The sequence below is a fragment of the Massilia violaceinigra genome, from assembly GCF_002752675.1.
Classification (GTDB): Bacteria; Pseudomonadota; Gammaproteobacteria; order Burkholderiales; family Burkholderiaceae_D; genus Telluria_A; species Telluria_A violaceinigra.
In genome coordinates this window covers 1,815,666-1,840,029 of record NZ_CP024608.1, presented here as the reverse complement: position 1 = coordinate 1,840,029, position 24,364 = coordinate 1,815,666, and the positions used below count along the sequence as shown (strand labels likewise).

Genomic DNA, 24,364 nt, shown 5'->3' with positions numbered 1-24,364 from the left:
AGTGACGCCTTGGCGCGGGGACGACGAGGTAGAGGCTGTGAATGACCGGATTACGGCGCTTACGGCCAAATGGTTTTCAGCAGCGACGCCAGATGGTAACCGCCTTTGATCAGCTGCGTCTTGGCGAGCGCGGAACTGGGCACCGGGTAGTTCGATCCCATCTCCAGCCCGAAGGTGTAATACGTCTCGCCCTTGCGGTTCACCTGCTTGCCGATCGCGCCCGGCGTGACGTCCGAATAGGCCAGCTTGGACGCAGCCAGCGCATCGTCCGCCCATTGGTACGGCCAGCTGGTGGCGTCGCCCGTATTCATCGCCACCACCGGTTTGCCGTCGATGACCTTTTGCGCGAACTGCTCCGGCGTCTTGGTGCTGATGCGGCGCATCGCATAATCGACCACGGTGCTGTCCCAGTACGCGTGGAACGGCCTGGTCGTCCATTTTTGCGCGCCAGGCGGCAGCGGCTTGGCTTCGCCGGGAATCAGGCCCGCGCTCAGGGATGTCAGCTTGTCGTCGTCGAGCAGCAGGCTGTTGCCGCCGCGCGAGTCGTAGATGTTGAGGCTATCGATATCCTCATGCTTCTTCGGCACCACGAACTTGCCATCCTTGCCGACGAACGCCGCGCCCACGTGCAGCGGCTGGTGAATGTCGCCGGTCATGTGCGCCACCAGCAGCAGCGCCTGGCGCTTGGTCAGCTTGTGCGGATTGAGCGCCGGATCGGTCTTGCCCTGCAAGACAGCGATAGCCTGCTTGAGCGTTTGCACGATGTCGACATCGGCCGTGCCCACCGCACCATCGTGATAGTGCTCGTTCTGGAACGGAATGTCGGTGTAGTGGTATTCGTTGTGGCGCGGATTGACCGCCGTGTAGGCGTTCATTTCCGGCGTCGGCGGCGTGTAGCCGGCGCCGCCTTTGGCGCTGTCGGCCCACACCGTGATCGATTCGAGGCTTTCGCCCGGCAGCAGCAAGGCCGCGACCTGCTTTTCGGCGTTGCTGCCCTTGATCAGTTTTTCTGCGATGGCGCCGACCGCGCGGTGCCCCTCGGCGCCCCACGCCAGCGCGTCCACCGAGACGAAGGCGCCGGACAGCGCCAGTACACATGCCAGTTTTTTCATTATTCGTTTCCCTTGTTCGGTTTTGGATAGTCTTTGCCGATGTCGATCGGCTGGGCGTACGAGGAACTCCACGTCTGCTCGTGCAGCGCGCCAAGGCGCTGCGCCATCTTCTCGTTGCGCAGCACGACTTCGAGGTTGCGCGACTTGTCGAAGTAGCCGCCGGCCCAGTTGCTGGTGCCGACCCAGGCCAGCTTGCCGTCGATCGTCATGGTCTTGCTGTGGATAACGCGCGCGAACGGAATCGGTCCGCTCGCGGCAAGCGGCAAGGTGACGATGCGCACCTCCACATTCGGCAGCAGCGCCAGGCTTTTCAGGTAGGCGATGCCCGGCTGGTCGGTGCTCCAGTTCGAGACCATCAGCTTGATCTTCACCCCGCGCCCAGCCGCCGCGCGCACCGCGTTGTCGATCACGCCGTAGTACGGGCGCGTGCTGTCAGGCCCGTAGCCGAGCGGCGCGTAGTCGAGCAGCTGGATGCGCACCTCGGTCCTGGCGTCGGCCAGCAAGGCCGGCAGCACCACCTCGGAATCGGCCACGCCGGACGGATTGAAGGCCGCCGGACTGGCGACCAGCTGCGCGGCCTGCGCGGCCACCGGTACCGCGACAGCAACGGCGCGCGGAACCGCCAGGTTGGACGCCAGCAGCGACTGCGCCTGCCAGTCACGCTCGAACACGGCCCGCACCTGCGCCACCATCGCGGCATCGGTGATCAGGAGGCCTGTCTCCTGGATATGGGTAAAAGCGCGCCAATCGAAGTTCTGGCTGCCGATAAAGGCCGATTTTTTGTCCACCGCGATGTACTTGGCGTGAATGATGCCGGTGCCGGTCAGCTGCGCGTAATCGAGCACGCGCATGTCCAGGTTGGGAATCTTGCGCAACCGCTCCAGGGTGGCCGGATCGGACAGGCCGATGCCCTTCTTGTCGAGCAAAAAGCGGATCTTCACGCCGCGCGCCCCGGCCGCCTCCAACCGCTCCACCACCTTATCGAACGGCGTGCCGGCCTTGCTGATGGCATAGAACTGGCCGATCACGATCTCGCTGCGCGCCTCGTCGAACAGCTGCGACCAGACCGTCGCGCTGCTGCGCAGGTCGGCGTTGACGAGCGTGGTCTCCACCGGCGCGGTGTGCACCAGTTCATAGCCGGGGATGGAAAACCCGGCCTGCGCCTGCGGCCCCAGGACCAGCGCAAGCAGCGCGGCCAGCGCACGGCGAAGCGGCGTCATTGCACGGTCCCGATGCGGCCGGCCGGCGTGGCCGCGCCCACCGGTTTGCCCGCCTTGTCCTGCCTGATCATGAACTGGACCACGGCGTCGATATCGCGGATCTGCGTATCGCGCTTGTTGGTCGCGGCGGCGAATGCCGGGAAGCTGTCGCCGCCTTCGGCCAGGAAGTTATTGCCCGCCACGCGCACCACGGCGGCATCGTCCAGCACCTTGCCGTTCAAAGTGACGCTGTCGCGGATGACGCGCTGGCCGGGCGGCGCGGCCGGGTTCCAGCGGTAGCTGAAGCCCTCCGATACCTGCAGCACCGAGACACTGCTCGCACCCGGACGCGCCCACTGCTGCTCGAGCAGCGCGCGGATCTGGGCACCGGTCATATCCATCGCCACGATCGTATTCCCGAACGGGAGCACGATCTGCACGTCGCCGTAGGTGGCGGTGAGACTGGCGCCCACATCGAGGTCCTGGCGCATGCCGCCCATGTTCATGAAGCCGATCTGCACACCCTGCGATTTGGTGGCCGCCAGCACGGCGTCGGCGATCAGGCCACCGAGCACGGTTTCGCCGGCGGCGCTTTCCTTGCGGTTGATCGAACGGATGGCCACGCGCGCCACCGGCCGCGCCAGCGCCGCCTCGCTGCGCTCCCTGGCTTGCTTGAGGTAGGCCGACACGCGCGCATCCGGCGGATACTGGCCCGCTTTCATCACCACATTGCGCACCCCGATGTCGCCCACCGCGCCGCTGGCCGGGTCGACCATCATCTTGATGCGCGACAGCACATGGCCGCCCATCTCGCCCTGGGTCACCACGCGGCCATCGACCTTGCACTGAAAGCCCGTGTGCGAGTGGCCGCTGACGATCACGCGAATCGCCGGATCGAGCTTTTTGACGATGTCGACGATCGGGCCTTTCAGGTCGCTGCAATCGGGCTTGTCGAACGGTTCCGGCGTGTGTCCGCCCTCGTGAATCAGCACCACGAACACCTGTGCGCCCTGCGCGCGCATGGCGGGGATGACGCGGTTGATCGCCGTGGCTTCGTCCTCGAACGTCAAGCCGACGATGCCCGAGGCCAGCACCACCGATGCGGTGTTGCGCAGCACGGCGCCGATCAGGCCGACCTTGACACCCTTGACGTCTTCGATCCGGTAGGCCGGCAGAAACGGCTTGCCGGTGGCGTCGTCGATCACGTTGGCGGCCAGGTAAGTGAAGCCGGCGCCGCGGAAGTCTTTGGTGAACTGGCAGGCTTTTTCGGGACGTACCGAGTCGCAACCGCCCCGCTGCTGGCGCAGCAGTTCGGCGCGGCCGTTGTCGAATTCGTGATTGCCGACCGAGGAGATGCGCATGCCCGCCAAGGTCAGCGCCTCCAACGCCGGTTCATCGGCCCACATCGACGACATGGCGGGGGACGCGCCAATGAGGTCGCCGGCCCCGACGAAGAGCAGGTCCTTGTCTTCCTTGCGCCAGGCCTGGACGGCGGCGGCGATGGTGTCGATGCCGCCGGCCTGCGCGGTCTGCTGGCCGCTGGCGTGGATGCTGTGGTACTGGAATTTGGTGGAGTCGAGGTGGCCGTGGAAGTCGTTCAGGGCAACCACGTTGATCTCGATCGGGGCCGTCGGGCGCGTGGCGCAGCCCGCCGACAGGAAGGCCGCGGCGAGCGCGGCGCAGAGGGGCCTTGAGAATAGTTTCATAGGTAATAGGATAACCGAAGAGCGCGCGCCGCAGCGGACGCCACGCCCTCTAATATGTATCGGGAATGTATCGATCAAGGCAAAAAATCACGCACGGGCGGGACGAAAAAAAACGGCCAGTGTCGCCACCGGCCGCTCTTCAAACTACGCTAGCGAGGCATCAGAATTCGTACTTGACCGTCGCTTGAATGGCCCACTGCGACTCGCCCTTGGTCTGGCGAACGTCGAGCGATTCGACGTTGTCGCGTACTTTGTAGATGTACTTGCCGTTCGCGTCGAGACCGACGTAGTCGACGAAGCTGCGCGCCTGGGCGCCCGCGCTCTGGAAGCCGACTTCATTGATACGGCCCCATTTCTTGTTCAGCAAGTTGCCGAAGTTGAAGAAGTCGAGGCTGAACACGGCCTTGTTCTTGGCGAACAGACCCGGCAGTTCCTGGGCGATACGCATGTCGAAGCTGTTGCTCCATGGCGAGAAGTCCGTGTTACGGCCAACCACGCCGCCAGCGGCATTTTTCAGCACGCTGTTGCTGTTGACGACGCCCCAGAACTTGTCTTCGTTGGCGTGGCTCGTTGCCGTGTCGCCTGCAAACACCACCTGGCCCGAACCTGGCGCCGACGGGATGTACATCAGGTCGTTACCACCGGAACCGTCGCCGTTCAAGTCGTTGTTGACGGTCCAGCTGTAGGGCTTGCCCGAACGGCCTTCGTAGAACATGCCGAAGCGGGTCTTGTACGCACCGAAGAAACTCTTCTGGAAGTTGACGATGGCGTTGACGCGGTTCTTGACCAGGTAGCTCGAATTGGCGTTGACTTCTTCATTCGGGTTGAAGATCGAACGGCCGGTGAAGTTCGAGTTCGAGGTCGACGAGGTCAGTGGCGACACTTCCTTGGAGTCGGTGTAGGTGTACGCCATCGACCAGGCCAGGCCCGACGTCATCGGACGGCTCAGCGACAGGGTCGCCATGCCGCTGCCGCCCTGGTCGGTTTTTTGCGCCAGCAGCACGTTGGCGAACGATTCGTTGCTCAGTGCCTTGGAACGGAAACCAGCGCAGGCGGGGCCGCTGGTGATCGCGTTGCCGGTCGCGCCCCAGCACGCGGAATTGTAACCCTGGCTGGTGTAGTACAGGGAACGGCCATCGCTGCCCTGGCGCGTTGCGGCACCGAGGTTCAAGTTCTGATAGAAGATGGCGTCCTTGGACTTGACGTGCAGGTACTCGGCACCGAAGACCAGGCCGTACCATGGCAATTCCATGTCGAACGCAATGTTGGCTTTCCAGACCGATGGCTGACGCAAGCCTTGCGCCAGGATGTCGACGTTGGCCGCCGGCATGGCAGCGCTGCCGCCGAAGCTGGTTTTCTGCTGGTCCGGATTGGCGTTGAAGATGCTGGCGCCGCCGCACGCCGCGAAGTTACCTGTGCCGCAACCGACGGTCGTGGTTGCCACGCCAGGGTTCGAGAACGGGTTCGACAGCCATACCGCGGCAGCGTTACCCTGGAACAGGCCGGCGCCACCACGGATTTGCATCTTGCGGGCGGTGTCGAAGTTGTAGTTGATGCCGAAACGCGGCTGTATCAGATTCTGGCCGTCGAAGGTGTTGGTGTTGTCCATGCCATAGCCACCCTTTTCGCGCAGGCCGGTGGCAACATTGCCTTCGATCTTAGGTGCGGCGACGGCATTGTTGCGCAGCGGACGGTCGCTGATGCGGGCAGCATCGAGACGCACGCCGGCGCTGACCGTCAGGCGTGGGCTGATGGTCCAGGTATCCTGCACAAAAGCGCCGTAGTTCTTCAGCGAGAAGTTGGCGACGGCATCGTTCAGGTTCACGCCAGGAGCGGCGACCTGCACCTGGTACGAGTTCGGACGGCCTTTGGCGAAGTTTTCCAGGATGGCTTGTTCAACCTGGGCCGGCGTCGCGCTGGCGCAAGTGATCGCGCCGAAGCTGTAGGTCCAGGCCGCGCTGCTGTTCTGGCAGTTGAACGAATAGTTGCCGAAAATGTTTTGCTGGAAAGCGTTGTAGATCGTGTTGTTGCTGTAGTCGGTGCCGAACTTGACTTCGTGGTCGCCCAGGCCCCAGTTCGCGCCCAGATAGACGTCGTCGGTCTTGGTGGCGAGAATGTTGCGGTGACGGCTGCTGTCGGTGCCGAAGCTCAGCGAACGGTTGGTGGTCGGCACGGTTGCCGGCGTACCATCCGGATTACGCCCGGTCATCGACAGGCTGATCGCCGGGAGGCGCGAGTTCAGGGTCGGCACGCTGTCATAGTCGCGCTGCGACAGTTTGAATTCGGTCGAGAAGTTCGGGCTCCAGTCCGACGTCAGCTGGGCGACGAAGGTTTCGATCGTCTTGTCCTGCGCGTACCATTGCGAATTGAGCGACAGGCCGGTTGCCGAAATGCCGGCAAATTGCGGCTCGGACTGCGACGTCTTCGCGTAGCGGAACATTGCGCGGTGGTCGTCGTTGATGTTCCAGTCGACCTTCACCAGCGCATCTTCCACGTTCAGCTTGGCGCCGCTCGGCACATCGGTGGTGCCGGGCTCGATGCCGTACTGGTTCTTGGCGATGCCCTGGGCCGCGGAGATCAGGGACGGGGTGATGCCGACGTTGGTCAGCGAGCTGCCCAACGGGCCGAAGGCCGGCGCCGAACGGCTCGATTCGAGCTTCTCGTAGTTAGCGAAAATGAACAGCTTGTCCTGGATCAGCGGGCCGCCCAGCGTAAAGCCGGCGGTGGTGTCCTTGGACGATGGCGGCGCGTAATAGCTGTCGTTGGCGTTGTTGTAGCGGTCGCCGGACATCTTGTCGTTACGGAACACGTAGTAGAGGCTGCCCTTGACGGTGTTGGTGCCGGACTTGGTGACGGCGTTGATGTTGCCGCCGGTGTAGCCTTTTTGCGTGACGTCGTAGTTGGCGACGTTGACCTGCACGGTCTGGATCGCTTCGATCGAGATCGGCTGCTTGGCGGTCGGGCTGCCGTTCGATTCCAGGCCGAAGGTATCGTTGACGGCCACGCCGTCGATGGTCAGCGAGTTGTAGCGCGAGTTCTGGCCGGCCACGGAGATTTCGCCGCGTTCCTTGTCGGTCTGGGCCACGCGCGGGTCGGCACGGGCGTAGTCTTGCAGATTGCGCTGGATCGATGCCTGGGTGGCGATTTCGGCCGAACCGATGCTGGTGCCGGCGCCCATGTTCGATTTCGAGAACTTCTCGGAGCGGGCAGCCGAACCGGCGATGGTCACGGTCTGCATTGGTGCGCCCAAGGTGGCGTCGACGGACGCGGTCTCGGCCAGCTGGATGAAGACGTTTTCGCGTTTTTCGGTGATGCCGTCTTTGGTGACGATGATCGTGTACGGACCGCCCGAACGCAGGCCGCGCGCAACGTAGCGCCCCTCGCCGTCGGTAACGACATTGCTGACGGAACCGGATTCTGCGTGGACGATGGATACGGTCGCGCCGCTGGCAGGCTTGCCGTCGGCGGCGGAAATGCGTCCGCCGATGGCCGACGTGGTGTTCTGCGCCATGGCCGGCAAGGTCGCCAGCGCGATCGATAGCGCCAGCGCCAGCTTGGTGACCTGCATCCGATTATGTTTGATCATTGTGTAATCCCAAAAAAAGACATGTTATGGTGGAAAGCCGTGAAGCTTTCCCTCTGTACTTTGTTGCAAATCTGCGCTGGCGGCGCTTGTGGCGCCACCACGAAAAGCCTGTCAAATAAAGCGAAGCCGTCTTGATTGTCATCCGTCGTGCCCGTCGAGCGAGAGCGCCCGACCGCGGCGTGTTCCTGCGCAGCGCGCAAGTCTACTTGCTGAATGTGTCACCACCATGACCATGGAGCAACAGGCAATATTCATGTTTCCGTAAACATCCTCAGCCAACTATGCAGCAGCGCGCGCGCGGCTGACAAATACCATTTCGTTTATTCATTTATATATCGATCATATAAATTCATGCATAAAGTAGTGCTAGATCGACTGAGGGAGGCATTTTTCCGGGCTTCTTGCCTTGGCGGATTATAAATCGTCCCTTCCAAGGTGAAATCCTTTCATATGGATTTTCGACAAACGTTTGCCCGGACACGCAAATGTGTAGCAGGACGGCCACAGACTTTCCATTCCGTAAATCATTTTTTACAACAAACGAAGGGATGTTTGGTGCCGCGCAAGGTGGCGCGAGTGAAGTTGTGCAGCGTTTGGGAGGTGGGAGCGGGGAAACGGCAGAATTGGGGATGTGCCAGACCGGGCGGGCCGGGGCGGCGCCCCCATCGTTCCTGCCAGTGGCGGAAACGACGGGGCGGAACAGCTCAGCGCGCGCGTGGGGTGGCGCTGGCGGCGGCTGGCCAGGAGGCCACCTGCGCCTCGAAGCGCGCGAAGCGCTCGTCGAGCTGGCGCGTCAGGCGCTGCTTTTCCTGCTCCGGCAGGAAAGCGTAGCGCACGCCGTTGTACGAGACCTTCTTGATTTCGGCGTACGACGGCTGGTAGCGGCTGGCGAACAGCGTGTATTCCTGCGACAGGTTGTGACGCGTGACGCCGGCGTCGTCGGTCGAAATCACATACGGCACGCCGAATTTGCGGTACAAGGTCACCGGATGGTTGGCGCCTTTGATGCCGGAGATGAAGGCATTGCTGGTCAGGTTGATCTCGACCGGAATGTCCTTGTCGCGCATGGTCTTCATGATCCCGGTCGCATTCGACTCGTGCGCCAGGTCGATGCCGTGGCCGATGCGGTCGGCGCCGGCCACGTTCAGGGCCTGGTCGATGTGGAACTTGAGCCCTTCCGGCGGCACGTCGCCCAGCGCCAGCTCGCCCGCGTGCAGCGACAGCTTCACCTTCGGATACTGGGTTTTCAGGAAGCGGAACATCTTCATGTGCAGCGCGTAGTCGCGCATCGACGGCGCCAGGCTTTCCTGGCCGACGATGTTGACGCCGACGATCAACTCGCTCTGGCTGGCGGCCTTGAAGCCGGCCAGCATCGACGAGAACACCAGCGAGGGATTGAGCAGGCGCAGAACGTACGCCTGGTAGCGCATCGTGAACTGCTCGTCGTCGATGTTGGCATGGTTGGTCTTGATGCGCTCGACGTAGTCGGCCAGGTTCTGCTTGAAGGTCGGGTCTTTTTCCAGCGTCTCCATCCAGGCGCGCATGGCGGCGGTGAGCGCGGCGTCGTCGCCGGCTTTCCACATGGCGCTGTCGGCATCGGCGTTGCCCGTCATGGGCGCGAGCTTGAACATGGTTTCGATGTAGCCGACGTTTTCGGCGATGGCGCGCTTTTTCAGCTCCAGCAAGCCTTCGTTGTAATTGGCGTTCGACACCGGGCCAAAGAAGCCGAAGGTCTGGAAGAACTGGCGGTCCGGCGGCGGCTGGATCGCGCCGTGGTTGTCGAAGTCCTTGCTCGACCAGCGCTGCAGCAGCTCGCGGTAGGTGAAGTCGTCGGCCAGCACCTCGGCGGAAGAGAGGCAGGTGCGCTCGGCGGCGGGGAGCGCGCGCTGGGCATCGATCACGGCTTTGCTGGTCTCGATGCGGTAGGTCTGCTTGTTGACGCACAGGCCCTGCTTGTCGAGGAAGTCGACGTATTGTTCGGCGTAGAGGGCGCCGGAGTAATGGTGGTGCAGGTCGGCGCCCTTGGGCATCTGCGAGAAGAACAGGGTCAGTTCGGACAGTTTCGGCTCGGCGCCGGCGATCAGGCCCGCCAGATGGCGCGCGGTGGCCGCTTCGTTGGCCTTGGATTTGGCGGTCGGCGCGGCGCCGTGTGCGCTGGCGGCCAGCGCCAGGGCGATCAACAGGCTGCTCGTTTTACGGATCATGGATTTCTTCTCTCGATTAGTATCCGTCGCTCCCGCGCAGGCGGGAGCGACGGAGCGGTATTTACGCTTGCGTCGTACTCGCGCGCTCATGCACCTTTCGCCCGGCCGCATAGGTCGCACCCACGCACCGGTCGTCGCCCAGCAGCGCCAGCGCGAACAGCAGCTCCTCGAGATTATTGCAGCGCTCCGTGCGGCGCGCCAGCAACGGCGTCGCTTTCGGATCGAGCACGATGAAATCGGCCTCCGCCCCCGCCACGAAACTGCCGATGGTCCCTTCGAGTTGCATGCTGCGCGCCGCGCCCAGCGTCGCCAGGTAAAACATGCGCGCGGCCGGCAGGTAGCTGCCTTTCAGTCGCGCTACTTTATAGGCTTCATTCATAGTTTGCAACATGGAGAAGGAAGTCCCCGCCCCCACGTCGGTCGCCAGCGACAGCGATACCCGCGCCGCGTCGGCCTTTTCAAAATCGAACAAGCCGCTGCCGAGGAAGAAGTTGGAGGTCGGGCAGATCGCCGCCGCCGACCCGGTTTCGGCCATGCGCTCGAAATCGCGGTCGTCGAGCCAGATGCAGTGGCCGAACATGGCGCGCTCGCGCATCAGCCCATAGTGGTCGTACACGTCCAGATAGCTGCGCGCGTCCGGAAACAGCGACTTGACCCAGCTGCACTCGTCCGCGTTCTCCGACACGTGGGTCTGGATGAACGTGTCCGGATAGGCCGCCGCCAGCTCGCCCGTCATCCGCAATTGCGCCTCGGTGGAGGTGGGCGCGAAGCGCGGGGTGATCGCGTACATCGCACGGCCCTTGTTGTGCCACTTTTTGATCAGGTCCTCGCTGTCGCGGGCCCCGCTTTCCGCCGTATCGCGCAAAAATTCGGGGCAATTGCGGTCCATCAGCACCTTCCCCGCCGCCATGCGCAGGTTGCGCGCTGCGCTGGCCTCGAAAAACGCGTCGACCGATTCGCGGTGCACGGTGCAGTACACCATGGCCGTGGTGGTCCCGCAGCGCAGCAGCTCGTCGAGGAAAAAGTCGGCCACTTCGCGCGCGTGCGCCGGGTCGCCGAACTGGCGCTCGGTCGGGAAGGTGTACGTCTCCAGCCACGGCAACAGGCCAGGCGCCGGCGAGGCGATCATGTCGGTCTGCGGGAAATGCAGGTGGGTGTCGATAAAGCCCGGCATGATCACCTTGCCACGGTAATCGATCACCAGCGCGCCGGCCGGCAGCGTCGGAAACAGCTGCGCGTAGTCGCCGGCCGCGCTGACTTTACCGTCGGCGACGATCAGCAGCCCATCTTCGTGCCACAGGCAGGCATCCGGGTTGAAGGCCGGGTCGGCGTGAAAATGCAGCAAGCTGGCTCGGTAGGCTTGCACGGTGGTTGGCGGTACGGTAGACATCAGACTCTTTCGGTGATTGCGGCCGTGGCTTGCCGGGACGCTTGGGGCGTCCTTTGCATGGCTTCCCACACGGTCAGTAATTGCGCGCAGACGGAAGCAGCGATGACCGCCGGCGCTTTGTTGGTGATCCCGACCAGCCCGATCGGGCAGACCATGGCGTCGATGCGCGCCGCGTCCACGCCGCGCGCGCGCAGGCGGTGCTCGAACTGGCGGCGTTTGGTCTTCGATCCGATCAGGCCGAACCAGCCCACATCGGCTCGTGCCATGATCGCTTCGGTCAGGCGCTGGTCGAGCGCGTGGCTGTGCGTCATGACAAGGTAACTGGCACCGGCTGGCGCCGCGGCGACCAGCGCCTCGGGCACATCGGATGCTTCGATGGTGACGTTGGCCGGCACCTGTTGGGGGAACATGGCGTCGCGTTCGTCGACCCAGGTGACGTTGCACGGCAGGTGCGCCAGTGCGCGCACGATGGCCGTGCCCACGTGGCCGGCGCCGAACAGCACCAGGTGCGCGCGCGGAGCGAACACCGGGTCGACCAGCCAGCGCCGCCCGTCCGGCTCCTGCATCACGTAGGCGCCGCGGTCGCGCGCGAACACGGGTGGGCGGGCTCCAAGCAGCCAGCGGCCATCGCCATCGAACAGCGCGCTGTCCGGCGCGCCGTCGATGGCGACCACGCGCCAGCTATCGTCCTGGCGCCGCTGCCCGAGCAGCGCAGCCTGCGTTGCATCAAGCAGCTCGAACGCCAGGTGCACCACGCCGCCGCAGCACTGGCCCAGGCTGGGACCGAGCGCATAGCGTTCGAAGTGGCGCGGGCGGGCGCCTGCCAGCATGGCGCGCGCGGTCTCGATGGCGCGGTGTTCAAGGTGGCCGCCGCCGATGGTGTCAAATACACGGGTCGCGTCGACCAGCATCTTGGCGCCGCACTCGCGCGGACCGGAACCTTCGACGATGGCCACGGTCACCAGCACGGCTGGACCGGTGGCACTGAGCCAGTCGTCCATCACGCCGCCTTGAGCGCCGCTTCGACAGCGGAAATGGATTTAAGGATTTCTTCGCTGGTGGCCGGGGCGTTCAGCGGAGGATTGACCTTGTGCCCGCCGACGCTGGAAATCGCATCGCGGATCGCGAAGAACACCGAAAACGGCAGCAGCAGCGGCGGCTCGCCCACGGCCTTGGAGCGGTGGATGCTGTCTTCGACGTTACGGTTGTCGAACAGGCGCACCCGGAAGTCTTCCGGGCAGTCGGATACGCCCGGAATCTTGTAGGTCGACGGCGCATGCGTCATCAGCTTGCCGGCCGGGTTCCACCACAGCTCCTCGGTGGTGAGCCAGCCCATGCCCTGGATAAAGGCGCCTTCGACCTGGCCGATATCGATGGCCGGGTTGAGCGACTTGCCGGCGTCGTACAGCGCGTCGGCGCGCAGCAGTTTCCATTCGCCGGTAAGGGTATCGACCACCACTTCGGCCACGGCCGCGCCGTAAGCGTAGTACGAGAATGGGCGGCCATTCATGGTCTTCGGGTCCCAGTGCAGGCCGGGCGTGGCGTAAAACCCGTCGGACCACAACTGCACGCGCGCCAGGTAGGCTTTTTGCACCAGCACCGGGAAGGCAACTTCGTGGCCGTTGACGAACACCGTGTCACCGGCGAACACCACCTCGCCCGCCTCGCCGCCATACAGCTTGACCGCGTAGGCGGCCAAGCGTTCACGGATCTGGCGTGCCGCGTCCTGGGCCGCCTTGCCGTTCAAATCGGCGCCGGTCGATGCGGCCGTGGCCGAGGTGTTCGATACCTTGCTCGTGTCGGTGGCGGTGGCGCGCACGTTCACGATGTCCACCCCCAGCTCATGCGCGACGACCTGCATGACCTTGGTGTTGATGCCCTGCCCCATTTCGGTGCCGCCGTGATTGACGATGATGGACCCGTCGACGTACACGTGCACCAGCGCGCCGGCCTGGTTCAGGTGCGTGACGTTGAAAGCGATGCCGAACTTGACGGGCGTGAGCGCCAGTCCTTTCTTGAGCACCGGGCTGGCGGCGTTAAAGGCGCTAATGGCCGCGCGGCGCGCGCGGTATTCGCTGGTCTCTTCCAGTTCGGCGGACAGCGCGTGGATCACGTTGTCGACCACGACCTGGCCGTACGGCGTGACGTTGCGCTCGTCGCGGCCATAGAAATTAATGCGCCGGATGTCGAGCGCATCGCGCCCGAGCTCACGCGCGATTTCATCGATGATGTATTCGATGGCAATCGCCCCCTGCGGGCCGCCGAAGCCGCGGAAGGCGGTATTGGACTGCGTATTGGTCTTGCCGCAGGCCGCGCGGATGTCGACGTCGGACAAATAATAGGTGTTATCAAAATGGCAGACCGCGCGCGTGGCCACTGGCCCCGACAGGTCGGCCGAATAGCCGGCACGGGTCACCATGTCGACCTTGGCGGCGACAATGCGGCCTTCGTCGTCGTAGCCGACTTCGTATTCGTAGTGGAAGCAGTGGCGCTTGCCGGTGACGAGCATGTCGTCGTCGCGGTCGGCGCGCAGCTTGACCGGGCGCTTGAGTTTGGACGCGGCGATCGCGGAAGCGGCCGCCCACAGCGCCGATTGCGACTCCTTGCCGCCGAAGCCGCCGCCCATGCGCCGGCATTCGACCACGATGTTATGCGAGTGCAGGCCGAGCGCATGCGCCACCACGTGCTGCATTTCGCTCGGGTGCTGGGTCGAGCAGAGCACCAGCATGCCCTTGTCTTCCTTGGGGATGGCGTACGAAATCTGCCCTTCCAGATAGAACTGCTCCTGTCCGCCCACATACAGCTCGCCCTTGACCGAGCGCGGCGCCTTCTCGAAGGCGGCCTGGTAGTCGCCGCGCGTGAGAAGCATCGGCGGCAGCACGTACGATTGCGCGGCGCGGGCGGCTTGCGGCGTCAGGATGGCGGGCAGTTCCGCGTACGTGACCTTGGCAAGGCGCGCGGCGCGGCGCGCGTGGTCGTGCGTGTCGGCGACGACGATGAAGATCGGCTGGCCGACGTACATGACCAGGCCATCGGCCAGGATCGGATCGTCGTGGATGATGGGACCGCAGTCGTTGGTGCCGGGGATGTCCTCAACCGTCAGCACCGCCACCACGCCCACGCTGGCGCGCACGGCGGCAAGGTCGATGGCGGTGATGTTGGCGTGCGCCTTGCTCGATAAACCGAGCGCCGCGTGCAGGGTGCCCTGCACTTCGGGAATGTCGTCGGTATAGGTGGCCTGGCCGAGCACGTGCAGCGCGGCCGATTCGTGCGCGCGCGAAACGCCCACGCCGGTCCACGCCGCCGCTTTGAGCGCTGGGGTAGCTGCGTCGTTCATGGTGTTCTCCTTACGCACGCACGGCAAAGGCGTTGACGGCATCGGCCGCCAGCGGGTTGTGTTGACGGGTCTCGAACCAGAAGCGGCGCAGCAGGTTCTGCGCCGCCTTCATGCGGTACTCGCTCGACGCGCGCATGTCCGACAGGGGCGCGTAATCCTGCGCCAGCATGGCCATGGCGGCGTCCACCGTGGCTTCGTTCCACGGCTGGCCCACCAGCAAGGCTTCGGTTTGCGCGGCGCGCTTGGGGGTGGCGGCCATGCCGCCGAAGGCGATGCGGGCCTCGACCACCACATCGCCGTCGACGCGCAGCGCAAAGGCGGCGCACACGGCGGAGATGTCCTGGTCGAAGCGCTTGGCCAGTTTGTAGGTGCGGAACTGAACGCCGGCGCGCGGCAGCGGCACGCGCACGGACTGGACGAATTCGCCCGCCTGCATGTCCTTTTTCTGGTAGCCGAGGTACAGGTCTTCCAGCGCCATCTCGCGTTCGCCGGCGGCGCCGCGCAGCACGACGCGCGCGCCGAGGGCGATCAGCCATGGCATCGAGTCGCCGATGGGCGAGCCGTTGGCGACGTTGCCGCCCAGGGTGCCGGCGTTGCGGATCGGGAGCGAGGCAAAGCGCTGCCACATGGCCGACAGTTCGGCCGGATAGTGGGCGGCGAGCGCCTTGTAGGCCTCTTCCAGCGTCACGCCGGCGCCGATGTCGATCATGCCGTCCTGCTGCGATACCTGCTTGAGCGCGTCGACGTGGCCGAGATAGATGATGTCGCCCAGCTCGCGCATCTGCTTGGTGACCCACAGGCCGATGTCGGTGGAACCGGCCAGCAGCACGGCGTCGGGCTTGCCGGCGCGGATGCGCACCAGTTCATCGAGCGTGCGCGGGGCGTGAAAGTGCGCACCGGCGGCGCTGTAGGTGGCCATGGCGCCGCGCTGCAGGGGCGCCAGTTGCGCCGCCAGCGCGGCGCGGTCGAAATGCACGGCGGGCAGTTCGCCCATGCGTTTGGCGGCGTCGATGATGGGCCGGTAGCCGGTGCAGCGGCACAGATTGCCCGAGAGGGCGTCGTCGATCTGGCAGCGGGATGGCTCACGCCCTTCCTGCTTGAGGTACATGCCCCACAGGGACATGACGAAACCGGGCGTGCAGAAGCCGCACTGGGAGCCGTGGCATTCGACCATGGCTTGCTGCACCGGGTGCAGCAAGCCGTTGGGCTGCTGCAGGTCTTCGACCGAGAACAGGGCCTTGCCGTCGAGCGTGGGAGTGAGCTGGATACAGGAATTGACGGCCTTCATTTCAACCTGGCCGTCCGCGCCCAGGCATCCGATGACGACCGTACAGGCGCCGCAGTCGCCTTCGGCGCAGCCTTCCTTGGTGCCGGTGCAGTGCAGGTCCTCGCGCAAATGCTGGAGAACGGTCTGCGTCGGCGCGGCCTGCGTCACTTCGCGCACGGCGCCCTGATAGTAAAAACGAATCGGTTCTGACATTGTTGCCTCGGCTTTATCCCAGTCTGCAAGGCTAACACCCAGGGCATCCGCAATTATATCTATTTGCAGATGTCGCTTATCAGCAAAAAGCACTATGCTGGGTGCACGGCCTTCCAGTGCCCGGCGATATCGATGCGCCGGGTGATCCATACCTTGTCGTGACTTTGCACGTAATCGAGAAAGCGCGCCAGCGCCGCCGCGCGTGCCGGACGGCCCACGATGCGGCAGTGCAGGCCGATGGAGAGCATTTTCGGCTGGTTCAGGCCATCCGGATCGCCTTCCGCGTACAGCACGTCGAAAGCATCTTTCAGATAATCGAAGAACTGGGTGCCGGAGTTGAAGCCCTGCATGGCGGCGAAGCGCATGTCGTTGGTGTCGAGCGTGTAGGGGACCACCAGATGGGGGGCCACGCCGCCCGCGTGCTCGACGTTTTGCCAGAACGGCAGGTCGTCGCCGTAATGATCGGCATCGTACGCAAAGCCGCCGTGCTCGACCACGAGGCGGCGCGTGTTGGGCGAGTCGCGCCCTGTGTACCAGCCCTGCGGGGCCGAACCGGTCAGTTCGCGCATGATTTGCACGGCCTCAAGCATGTGGGCCCGCTCGGTGGCTTCATCCACGTTTTGGTAGGAAATCCACTTCAGGCCATGGCAGGCGATTTCGTGGCCCAGCTCCTGAAACGCGGCTACCGCCTCCGGATTGCGCTTGAGCGCCATCGCCACGCCGAATACGGTCAGGGGCAGCTTGCGCTCTTCAAACATGCGCAGCAGGCGCCACAGGCCCGCGCGCGAGCCGTATTCGTACAGCGACTCCATGCTCATGTGGCGCATGGGAAATGCGGCCGCGCCGATAATTTCCGACAAGAAAGTTTCGGAGGCGGCGTCGCCGTGCAGCACATTGTTTTCGCCGCCCTCTTCATAGTTGAGCACGAACTGCAGCGCCACCCGCGCCTGGCCCGGCCACTGCGGATGGGGCGGCGTGCGCCCGTAGCCGATCAGGTCGCGTGGGTAGTTGTCATAAGTCGTCATGGGCAAGCTCGGGATGGAAGGTAATGCATGGAGGGTATAGTTCGCATCATATATTGGTGTTCACACCTCAGTATATGATCTGCCAGATAACAAGCGTCATTATTGTCATATAGGAAGAACCATGGGAAAACTTAGTACGCACGTGCTTGACACAACGCAAGGCAAACCCGGGGACGGGGTGGTAGTTGAACTGTACGCCGTCGCTCCCGGCGCGCGCACCCTGCTCAAGACCGTCACCACCAACCGCGACGGCCGCGTCGATACGCCCCTGCTCGAAGGCGACGCCATGCGGGCCGGACGCTACGAGCTGGTGTTCGCCGCCGGCGACTATTTCGCCGCCCAGGGCGTGAACCTGCCGGAGCCGCGCTTCATCGACCAGGTCACGCTGGCCTTCGGGATTGCCGATCCGGCCCAGAATTATCACGTGCCGCTGGTGGTGACGCCGTGGTCGTATTCCACCTATCGCGGTAGCTGAAATACCAAGGAAACCGTGCAGCGGGCGAAAACTTGCTATTCTTGGGCAGAAAGCTTCAGGAGAGATAATGTCGCTGCACATCGTTCACTTTATCGGCCCCATCAATCACAGCGCGGTATGCACCATCCGCAACCTCTGCCTGCAGGCACTGCAGAGCGGCGCCAGCGAGATCGAGCTGCACATGTCGACCGAAGGCGGCAACATGACGGCCGGCTTCGCGTTGTATTTCTTCCTCAAGTCGCTGCCCCTGCCGCTGACCACCCACAATATCGGCAGCGTCGAATCGGTGGGCGTGGTGATTTTCCTCGCCGGCGGCAAGCGCTACGCCTGTCCCGGCACGCGCTTCCTGGTCCACCCCCTGCACTGGGGCTTCGGCAGCCTGGTCGCGGCCGACCATTCGCGCGTGAGCGAATGGCGCGACTGCCTCGACTTCGACGCCGAGCGCTATGCCTGCATTTTCGAGGAAGCGACCAGGGAAGCCGGCGCCCAGGACGATATCCGCACCAATCTGTTCGGCAACGCGCGCATCTACGACGCCGAGCAGGCCGTGAAGGCCGGCATCATCCACAAGGCGACGCAGGCGCGCCTGCCCGGCGCCGGCACCACCTCGCACTGGTGGAACGGCTGACGCGCCGATAGCGCGGCGGTAAAAAGTTGCCGCACTACGTGGCGCACTACGTGACACACACATCATGGTCAAACTTGCATGGAGACGGGGCTTGACTTAAAATCAGCAGCTCTGCGGTTGCCGTTCCGGCGAGCGCACCATTCTGGGCTTGGCCCGCTTTTCATGCTCCCCTGTTTTTCCATTACCGCGGCACGCTGACCCTTGGATACCGTGTCGCCCTGGGTGCTCGTCGCCGCGCTTGTCTTCCTGATTCTGTGTTCAGCCTTTTTCGCCATGGCGGAAACGGCGCTCATGGCCGCCAACAAATTCCGCCTGCGCAGCCTGGCCAAGCGCGGCCACCGCGGCGCCATCACCACGCTGTGGCTGCTCGACCGCACCGACAAGCTGCTCTCGCTGATCCTGATCGCCAATACCCTGGTCAACGCCATGGCGACGGTGCTGGCCACCGCGATCGCGATTTTGCTGTTCGGCTATGAAGAGAGCGTCATCGCGATCGCCATCGCGCTCCTGGTGTTCGTGCTGATCGTGTTCGCCGAAATCGCACCCAAGTTCATCGGCGCCACCTATCCGGAAACCATTTCGCTGGTCGCCAGCACCCTGCTCAGGCCGATGATGGCCGTGTCCAAGCCGCTGATCTGGTTCGTCAACCTGTTCGTGCGCCTGTTTTTGAAGATCCTGCGCGTCAAGCCGGCCGACGGCGCGGCGCAGCACCGCGTCTCGCCGGAAGAATTGCGCGCCATCGTGCTCGAAAGCGGCAATTTCATTCCGCAGAAGCACAAAAGCATCCTGCTCAACCTGTTCGACCTGGAAACCGTCTCGATCGAAGACATCATGACTCCGCGTTCGCAGATCGAGGCCCTCAACCTGGCCGTGCCGGTGGCCGAGCTCAAGGCCCAGCTGACGACCTGCTACCACAACAAGCTGCCCGTGTATGAAGGCGAGATCAACCGCATCATCGGCATCCTGCACGTGCGTCACGCAGTGGCCCTGCTCAACGAGGAAGACGAACTGAGCATCGCCCATTTTCGTGAACTTTTAACAACACCCTATTTCATTCCCCAGGACACGAGCGTCTTTACTCAGTTACAATATTTTCAGGAAAATAAGGAACGCCTGGGGATCATTGTCGACGAGTATGGTGAAGTGCAAGGACTGGTCACCCTCGACGATATCATCGAGGAAATGATTGGCGATTTCACCACCTCGGTGCCCGGCGCGGCGCGCGGCGACAGCGTTTGCTGGGATGCGCGCGGCGAATGCCTGCTCGAAGGCACGGCGCCCCTGCGCGAGATCAATAAACGGCTCGGCCTGGCCTTTCCGCTGGACGGCCCCAAGACCGTCAACGGCTTGATGCTGGAACAATTGCAGGAGATTCCGGACGCCCCGATCAGCCTGAAAATCGGCAATGTTGTGATCGAAGTCATCCAGGTCAAAGACCAGGCAATCAAGGTCGTCAAGCTGACTCGTCCGCCGGCGTACTAATCAGACTGTCACTAACAATTTCAGTTCAGCCATACAAGTTCCAGATTGCAACTGAACGTTCCATTTTGGCTACGTGGTATGGTTGCCTCCCCCATGCAGCAAACACTTTACAAATGTGATGCTCGGAGGCATGATCCAAGGCAGTTCGCCGCAACAGTCACCACTGGACGGCGCTTTGTCGTTCTCCGTACTATTTAAAGCAAGCGCGCATATGGCTGCAGTCCTCCCCAACACGACCCCCGGAACGCCCATGCCGGGCCTGGCCCGCGCCCTGATGCAGGCTGGCCGCCTCAGTGCGCAGCAAGCCGATACGCTGCACAAGAAGTCGCTGGTCGACAAGAGTCCGTTCATCGATACCCTGCTGCTCACGGGTACCTTCGACGCGCGCACCCTGGCCGCCTTTTGCGCGGAAACCTTCGGCTACCCGCTGATGGATTTGCAGAGCTTTAATATCGACGCCCTGCCGCCGAACGCCATCGACGGCAAGTTGATGCAGACCCAGCGCGTGATCGCCCTGGCCAAGCGCGGCAACAAGATGTCGGTCGCCATTTCCGACCCCACCAATATCCAGGCGCTCGACCAGATCAAGTTCCAGAGCGAAGCGTCGGTCGAGCCGGTGATCGTGCTGCACGACGCCCTGCTGATCCTGCTGGCCAGCCTGGGCCGCAACGCCGAACAGAATCTGAACGACATGGTCGGCGACCAGGAAGACATCCAGTTCGGCGAGGACGATGCGCCCGCCGTGGTCGACCAGGCCGCGGCCGCCGATATCGAAGATGCGCCGATCGTCAAGTTCCTCAACAAGATCCTGATGGACGCGATCAACCTCGGCGCGTCCGATATCCACTTTGAGCCATTCGAAAAGTTTTACCGCATCCGCCTGCGCGTGGATGGCATGCTGAAAGAACACGCCCAGCCGCCGATCACCATCCGCGACAAGCTGGTCTCGCGCATCAAGGTACTCTCCAAGCTCGACATTTCCGAAAAGCGCGTGCCGCAGGATGGCCGCATGCGCCTGATCCTCTCGCCCACCAAGGCGATCGACTTCCGGGTCAGCACCTGCCCCACCCTGTTCGGCGAAAAGACCGTCATGCGGATTCTGGACGCCACCCAGGCCCAGATGGGCATCGACGCGCTCGGCTACGATCCGGACCAGAAGGAATTGCTGCTCGAAGCGATCCAGCGCCCGTACGGCATGGTGCTGGTGACCGGCCCGACCGGTTCCGGCAAGACGGTGTCGCTGTACACCTGCCTGAACGTGATCAACAAGCCGGGCATTAACATTTCGACGGCGGAAGACCCGGCCGAGATTAACTTGCCGGGCGTGAACCAGGTCAACATCAACGAACGCTCCGGCCTGACCTTTCCGGTCGCGCTCAAGTCCTTCCTGCGCCAGGATCCGGACATCATCATGGTCGGCGAGATCCGCGACCTGGAAACGGCCGACATCGCCATCAAGGCGGCCCAGACCGGCCACATGGTGTTCTCGACCCTGCACACCAACGATGCGCCGTCGACCCTGACGCGTTTGATGAACATGGGCGTGGCGCCGTTTAACATCGCCTCGTCGGTGATCATGATCACGGCGCAGCGCCTGGCGCGGCGCTTGTGCACCTGCAAGAAGCCGGTGGAAACCAGCCGCGAAATCATGCTCGCGGCCGGCTTTCGGGAAGAGGAACTGGAAGGCGGCTGGAAGCCTTACGGTCCGGTCGGCTGCGACCGTTGCCTGGGCGGCGGTTACAAGGGCCGGGTCGGCATCTACCAGATCATGCCGATCACCTCGGCGATCGAAAAAATCATTCTGGCGCACGGCAATTCGATGGAAATTGCCGCGCAATCGGAGCTGGAGGGCGTCAAATCCCTGCGCCGTTCCGGCCTGATGAAAGTAAAGCAAGGCTTGACCAGCCTTGAAGAAGTTCTTGGCTGCACCAACGAATAGGAAAATACAGTATGGCACTCGCTCAATCTAAAACCGCCGCCGCCGTCAAGGAGTCGGTCTACGCCTGGGAAGGCAAGGACAAGACCGGCAAGACCGTGCGCGGCGAACTGCGCGCCGGCGGCGAAGCCGTGGTCAATGTGACCTTGCGGCGCCAGGGTGTCATGGTGACCAAGGTAAAGAAAAAGACTTATCGCAGCGGCAAGAAGATCACGGACAAGGATATTTCCCTGTTCACGCGCCAGCTGGCCACGATGATGAAGGCCGGCGTGCCGCTGCTGCAATCGTTCGACATCGTCAGCAAGGGCCACGCGAATCCATCGATGGCCAAGCTGATTCTCGACCTGCGTTCGGACATCGAGACCGGTACCAGCCTGAACAATGCTTTCCGCAAGTACCCGCTCTACTTCGACCCGCTGTTCTGTAATCTGGTCGGCGCCGGCGAACAGGCCGGTATTCTGGAAGACTTGCTCACGCGTCTGGCGATCTACAAGGAAAAAACCCTGGCCATCAAGGCCAAGATCAAGTCGGCGCTGATGTATCCGGTGTCGATCCTGGGCATCGCCTTCATCGTCACCGCCGTGATCATGATCTGGGTGGTACCGGCGTTCAAATCGGTGTTTACCAGCTTCGGCGCCAACCTGCCGACGCCGACCGTGATCGTGATGGATATTTCCGACTTCTTCGTCTCGTACTGGTGGGCGATTTTCGGCGGTCTGTTTGCCGGCCTGTACTTCTTCTTCCAGACCTGGCAGCGTTCGGCCAAGATGCAGCGCTTCATGGACCTGGCCCTGCTCAAGGCGCCGATTTTCGGCAGCGTGATCCGCAAGGCGGCCATTGCCCGCTGGACCCGGACCCTGGCCACCATGTTCGCGGCCGGCGTGCCGCTGGTCGAAGCGCTCGACTCGGTCGGCGGCGCGGCCGGCAATGCCCTGTACCTGGAAGCGACCAAGCGCATCCAGAACGAGGTGAGCACCGGTACCAGCCTGACCGCCGCCATGCAGAACGCCAATGTGTTTCCGCCGATCGTGACCCAGATGGTCGCCATCGGTGAAGAATCGGGCGCGCTCGATTCGATGCTGGGCAAGGTGGCCGGCTTCTTCGAAGATGAGGTCGACGAGGCCGTCGCCACCCTGGCGTCGCTGATGGAACCGTTGATCATGGTGATTTTGGGCGTGATCATCGGCGGCTTGGTCGTCGCCATGTACCTGCCGATCTTCAAACTGGGCGCGGTGGTGTAAGCAGCGCTACTTCAACGAAAAAAGAACCCCGCTGTTGCATGCAAATGCAACAGCGGGGTTTTTTGCTTTTATGGCGCTACAGTTAGCATGCCGGCTACATGCAGCCGCATGCGCATCAGCAGCATGCCCTGTGTTGAGCAATGGGCCAGCTACGCTGAGCTGCGTGCCGTCCTTGCCAACGATCCGGCAGGGACTCGATTCAATTGACAGTTTTCGCGTGCAATTCCAGGAAGAATCGGGTGCCCTGCCGAATTTAGCCGCGTCGGCGCCGCATCTTGATATGGATCACTACATGCCGAAATATTTTCACTAGCATCACGGATTTTCGAAAGCTAAAGATGACTTGGATTACTCGCTTTGCGACCACCCTATCGTTTCTGAAGGATGCGCTCGATGTCATATTCAAACTATCCCCCCTGTCACTCGGCGCATCCGGCCTGCTCATCTGGTCATATCTTCATACTATTGGCTGGGGCGGGATATTCTCGGAATCTGCTATGTCGGTAGCGGGCTTGGCCTACCTGTTTGTCGCGGCAGTGCTGCTGGCGATATTACTCAACTTGATGTTTGTATTGCCTTCCATGTTCATCATGGCGCTCGCCCAATATTATGATGCGGGTCAGCTTTTCCCCAAGAAGGCAGTTGCCGCATCTGGCATCGCCTTGATGACGTGGTTAATTTCTTTCGGGGTCATCGCGCATATCCCGGAGCTCTCGCCGTGGTGGGCCGTCGCGATACCGTTCGTCATTACCGGAGGCTTCGGGCTGCGCAACCGCACCGAACTCGGCGCCTCTTCCGGCCCGACCACATCCACCAGAGTGACGATGAAGGCACTGTGTTTTTCCATGCTGGCAGTAGGGGCGATCCTATCGACCATATTCACCTTGCAGGTCACATTCAGTATCGGATCTCAACTGGGGCGCATGGACACGCTCAGCGAGGTCCTCATTTTCATTATCTGCGTGCTGCTTGGCGGACTGGGCACCGCCCCAGGGCTGGCCTACCTGCACAAGCGCAGCGTTCAAACGGATGCAGTTCCGGCACGAAAAGCCGCGCTGATGGCGCTTCTGTTTGTGGCGTACGTGGTGTTTGGGCTGGCTATTACCGTGCGCCCGGTGCATCTGATGGTGCTGCGGGCTGCAGGCATTTACAGCGATGTTCCTGTCACCTTCCTCATTTCCGATAGCAAACTCGAACCGGCACTGACCGCGGCCGGGCTGTCGATCACCCATGGGACCGGGATGTCAACGGTAGACGCTTATGTACGCTTTCGTTTTAGCGGTGTCCGCGTGCTATGCAAGACATCGCTGGCGGCGGCCGCTAAAGAAGCGCACGCCCAAAACATCACGCCTGCGAAAGCGGGAAAAGTGGGCGAGAGCGCCGCGAGCCGTGAAGCGGCAGCGGCTGCGGCGTTGGGCGCGCACTGCATCCAGATGTCGGCAACGGAACTGCGTGAATTGCGCAGATAAGTACTGCAAGCCGATACAAGTGCGGGCGGCAGGTGCCCCAAAGGGGGCAAAACCCCCTAAAATACATTCTTGCAGAAAACTGCAACGATTCCTT

General features: G+C 62.9%; 16 protein-coding genes. 6 read left to right on the top strand and 10 right to left on the bottom strand.

Annotated elements, in window-relative coordinates:
- Positions 1-59: 59 nt before the first annotated feature.
- The 10 genes from CR152_RS08260 to puuE form a co-directional block, all read right to left on the bottom strand.
- Positions 60-1,112, bottom strand: a complete 1,053-nt coding sequence (locus CR152_RS08260; RefSeq protein ID WP_099874485.1) for a S1/P1 nuclease — start codon at positions 1,110-1,112, stop codon at positions 60-62.
- Positions 1,112-2,332 (bottom strand): phospholipase D-like domain-containing protein, encoded by a 1,221-nt coding sequence (locus CR152_RS08255; RefSeq protein ID WP_099874484.1) that lies wholly within the window; start codon positions 2,330-2,332, stop codon positions 1,112-1,114. The genes CR152_RS08260 and CR152_RS08255 overlap by 1 nt, the downstream gene beginning before the upstream one ends.
- A complete protein-coding gene (locus CR152_RS08250; RefSeq protein ID WP_099874483.1) occupies positions 2,329-4,017 on the bottom strand; it encodes a bifunctional metallophosphatase/5'-nucleotidase in 1,689 nt (562 codons plus the stop codon). The genes CR152_RS08255 and CR152_RS08250 overlap by 4 nt, the downstream gene beginning before the upstream one ends.
- Before the next feature lie 160 nt (positions 4,018-4,177).
- On the bottom strand, positions 4,178-7,603 hold the full coding sequence (locus tag CR152_RS08245; RefSeq protein ID WP_099874482.1) for a TonB-dependent receptor: 3,426 nt from the start codon (positions 7,601-7,603) through the stop codon (positions 4,178-4,180).
- A 704-nt stretch (positions 7,604-8,307) separates the two neighbouring features.
- Positions 8,308-9,807 (bottom strand): amidohydrolase family protein, encoded by a 1,500-nt coding sequence (locus CR152_RS08240; RefSeq protein ID WP_099874481.1) that lies wholly within the window; start codon positions 9,805-9,807, stop codon positions 8,308-8,310.
- Positions 9,808-9,868: 61 nt separating this feature from the next.
- Entirely contained in the window at positions 9,869-11,197 is a 1,329-nt protein-coding gene (gene guaD / locus CR152_RS08235; RefSeq protein WP_099874480.1) for a guanine deaminase, read from the bottom strand.
- Entirely contained in the window at positions 11,197-12,198 is a 1,002-nt protein-coding gene (gene xdhC, locus CR152_RS08230) for a xanthine dehydrogenase accessory protein XdhC (protein WP_099874479.1), read from the bottom strand. The genes guaD and xdhC overlap by 1 nt, the downstream gene beginning before the upstream one ends.
- Positions 12,198-14,534 carry a xanthine dehydrogenase molybdopterin binding subunit gene (gene xdhB, locus CR152_RS08225; protein ID WP_099874478.1) on the bottom strand — a complete coding sequence of 779 codons (2,337 nt, stop codon included), beginning with the start codon at positions 14,532-14,534 and terminating at the stop codon, positions 12,198-12,200. The genes xdhC and xdhB overlap by 1 nt, the downstream gene beginning before the upstream one ends.
- A gap of 10 nt (positions 14,535-14,544) precedes the next feature.
- Positions 14,545-16,014: a xanthine dehydrogenase small subunit gene (gene xdhA / locus CR152_RS08220; RefSeq protein ID WP_099874477.1), complete on the bottom strand. Its 1,470-nt coding sequence runs from the start codon at positions 16,012-16,014 to the stop codon at positions 14,545-14,547.
- A 92-nt stretch (positions 16,015-16,106) separates the two neighbouring features.
- Positions 16,107-17,039 carry an allantoinase PuuE gene (gene puuE / locus CR152_RS08215; RefSeq protein WP_099874476.1) on the bottom strand — a complete coding sequence of 311 codons (933 nt, stop codon included), beginning with the start codon at positions 17,037-17,039 and terminating at the stop codon, positions 16,107-16,109.
- Positions 17,040-17,160: 121 nt separating this feature from the next.
- Here puuE and uraH point away from each other — a divergent pair, with 121 nt between their 5' ends.
- The 6 genes from uraH to CR152_RS08185 all read left to right on the top strand — a co-directional run bounded on the left by uraH (position 17,161) and on the right by CR152_RS08185 (position 24,270).
- Complete coding sequence (gene uraH, locus CR152_RS08210) at positions 17,161-17,514, top strand: hydroxyisourate hydrolase (protein WP_099874475.1); 354 nt, start codon at positions 17,161-17,163, stop codon at positions 17,512-17,514.
- A 67-nt stretch (positions 17,515-17,581) separates the two neighbouring features.
- Positions 17,582-18,142, top strand: a complete 561-nt coding sequence (locus tag CR152_RS08205; RefSeq protein WP_099874474.1) for an ATP-dependent Clp protease proteolytic subunit — start codon at positions 17,582-17,584, stop codon at positions 18,140-18,142.
- Positions 18,143-18,343: 201 nt separating this feature from the next.
- Complete coding sequence (locus CR152_RS08200) at positions 18,344-19,624, top strand: HlyC/CorC family transporter (protein WP_099874473.1); 1,281 nt, start codon at positions 18,344-18,346, stop codon at positions 19,622-19,624.
- A 211-nt stretch (positions 19,625-19,835) separates the two neighbouring features.
- Positions 19,836-21,563 carry a type IV-A pilus assembly ATPase PilB gene (gene pilB / locus CR152_RS08195; RefSeq protein ID WP_099874472.1) on the top strand — a complete coding sequence of 576 codons (1,728 nt, stop codon included), beginning with the start codon at positions 19,836-19,838 and terminating at the stop codon, positions 21,561-21,563.
- An 11-nt stretch (positions 21,564-21,574) separates the two neighbouring features.
- Entirely contained in the window at positions 21,575-22,801 is a 1,227-nt protein-coding gene (locus CR152_RS08190; RefSeq protein WP_099874471.1) for a type II secretion system F family protein, read from the top strand.
- 338 nt (positions 22,802-23,139) lie between these two features.
- The gene (locus tag CR152_RS08185; protein WP_099874470.1) at positions 23,140-24,270 is read left to right on the top strand and encodes a hypothetical protein; all 1,131 of its coding nucleotides are present in this window, start codon (positions 23,140-23,142) and stop codon (positions 24,268-24,270) included.
- Positions 24,271-24,364 lie beyond the last annotated feature (94 nt).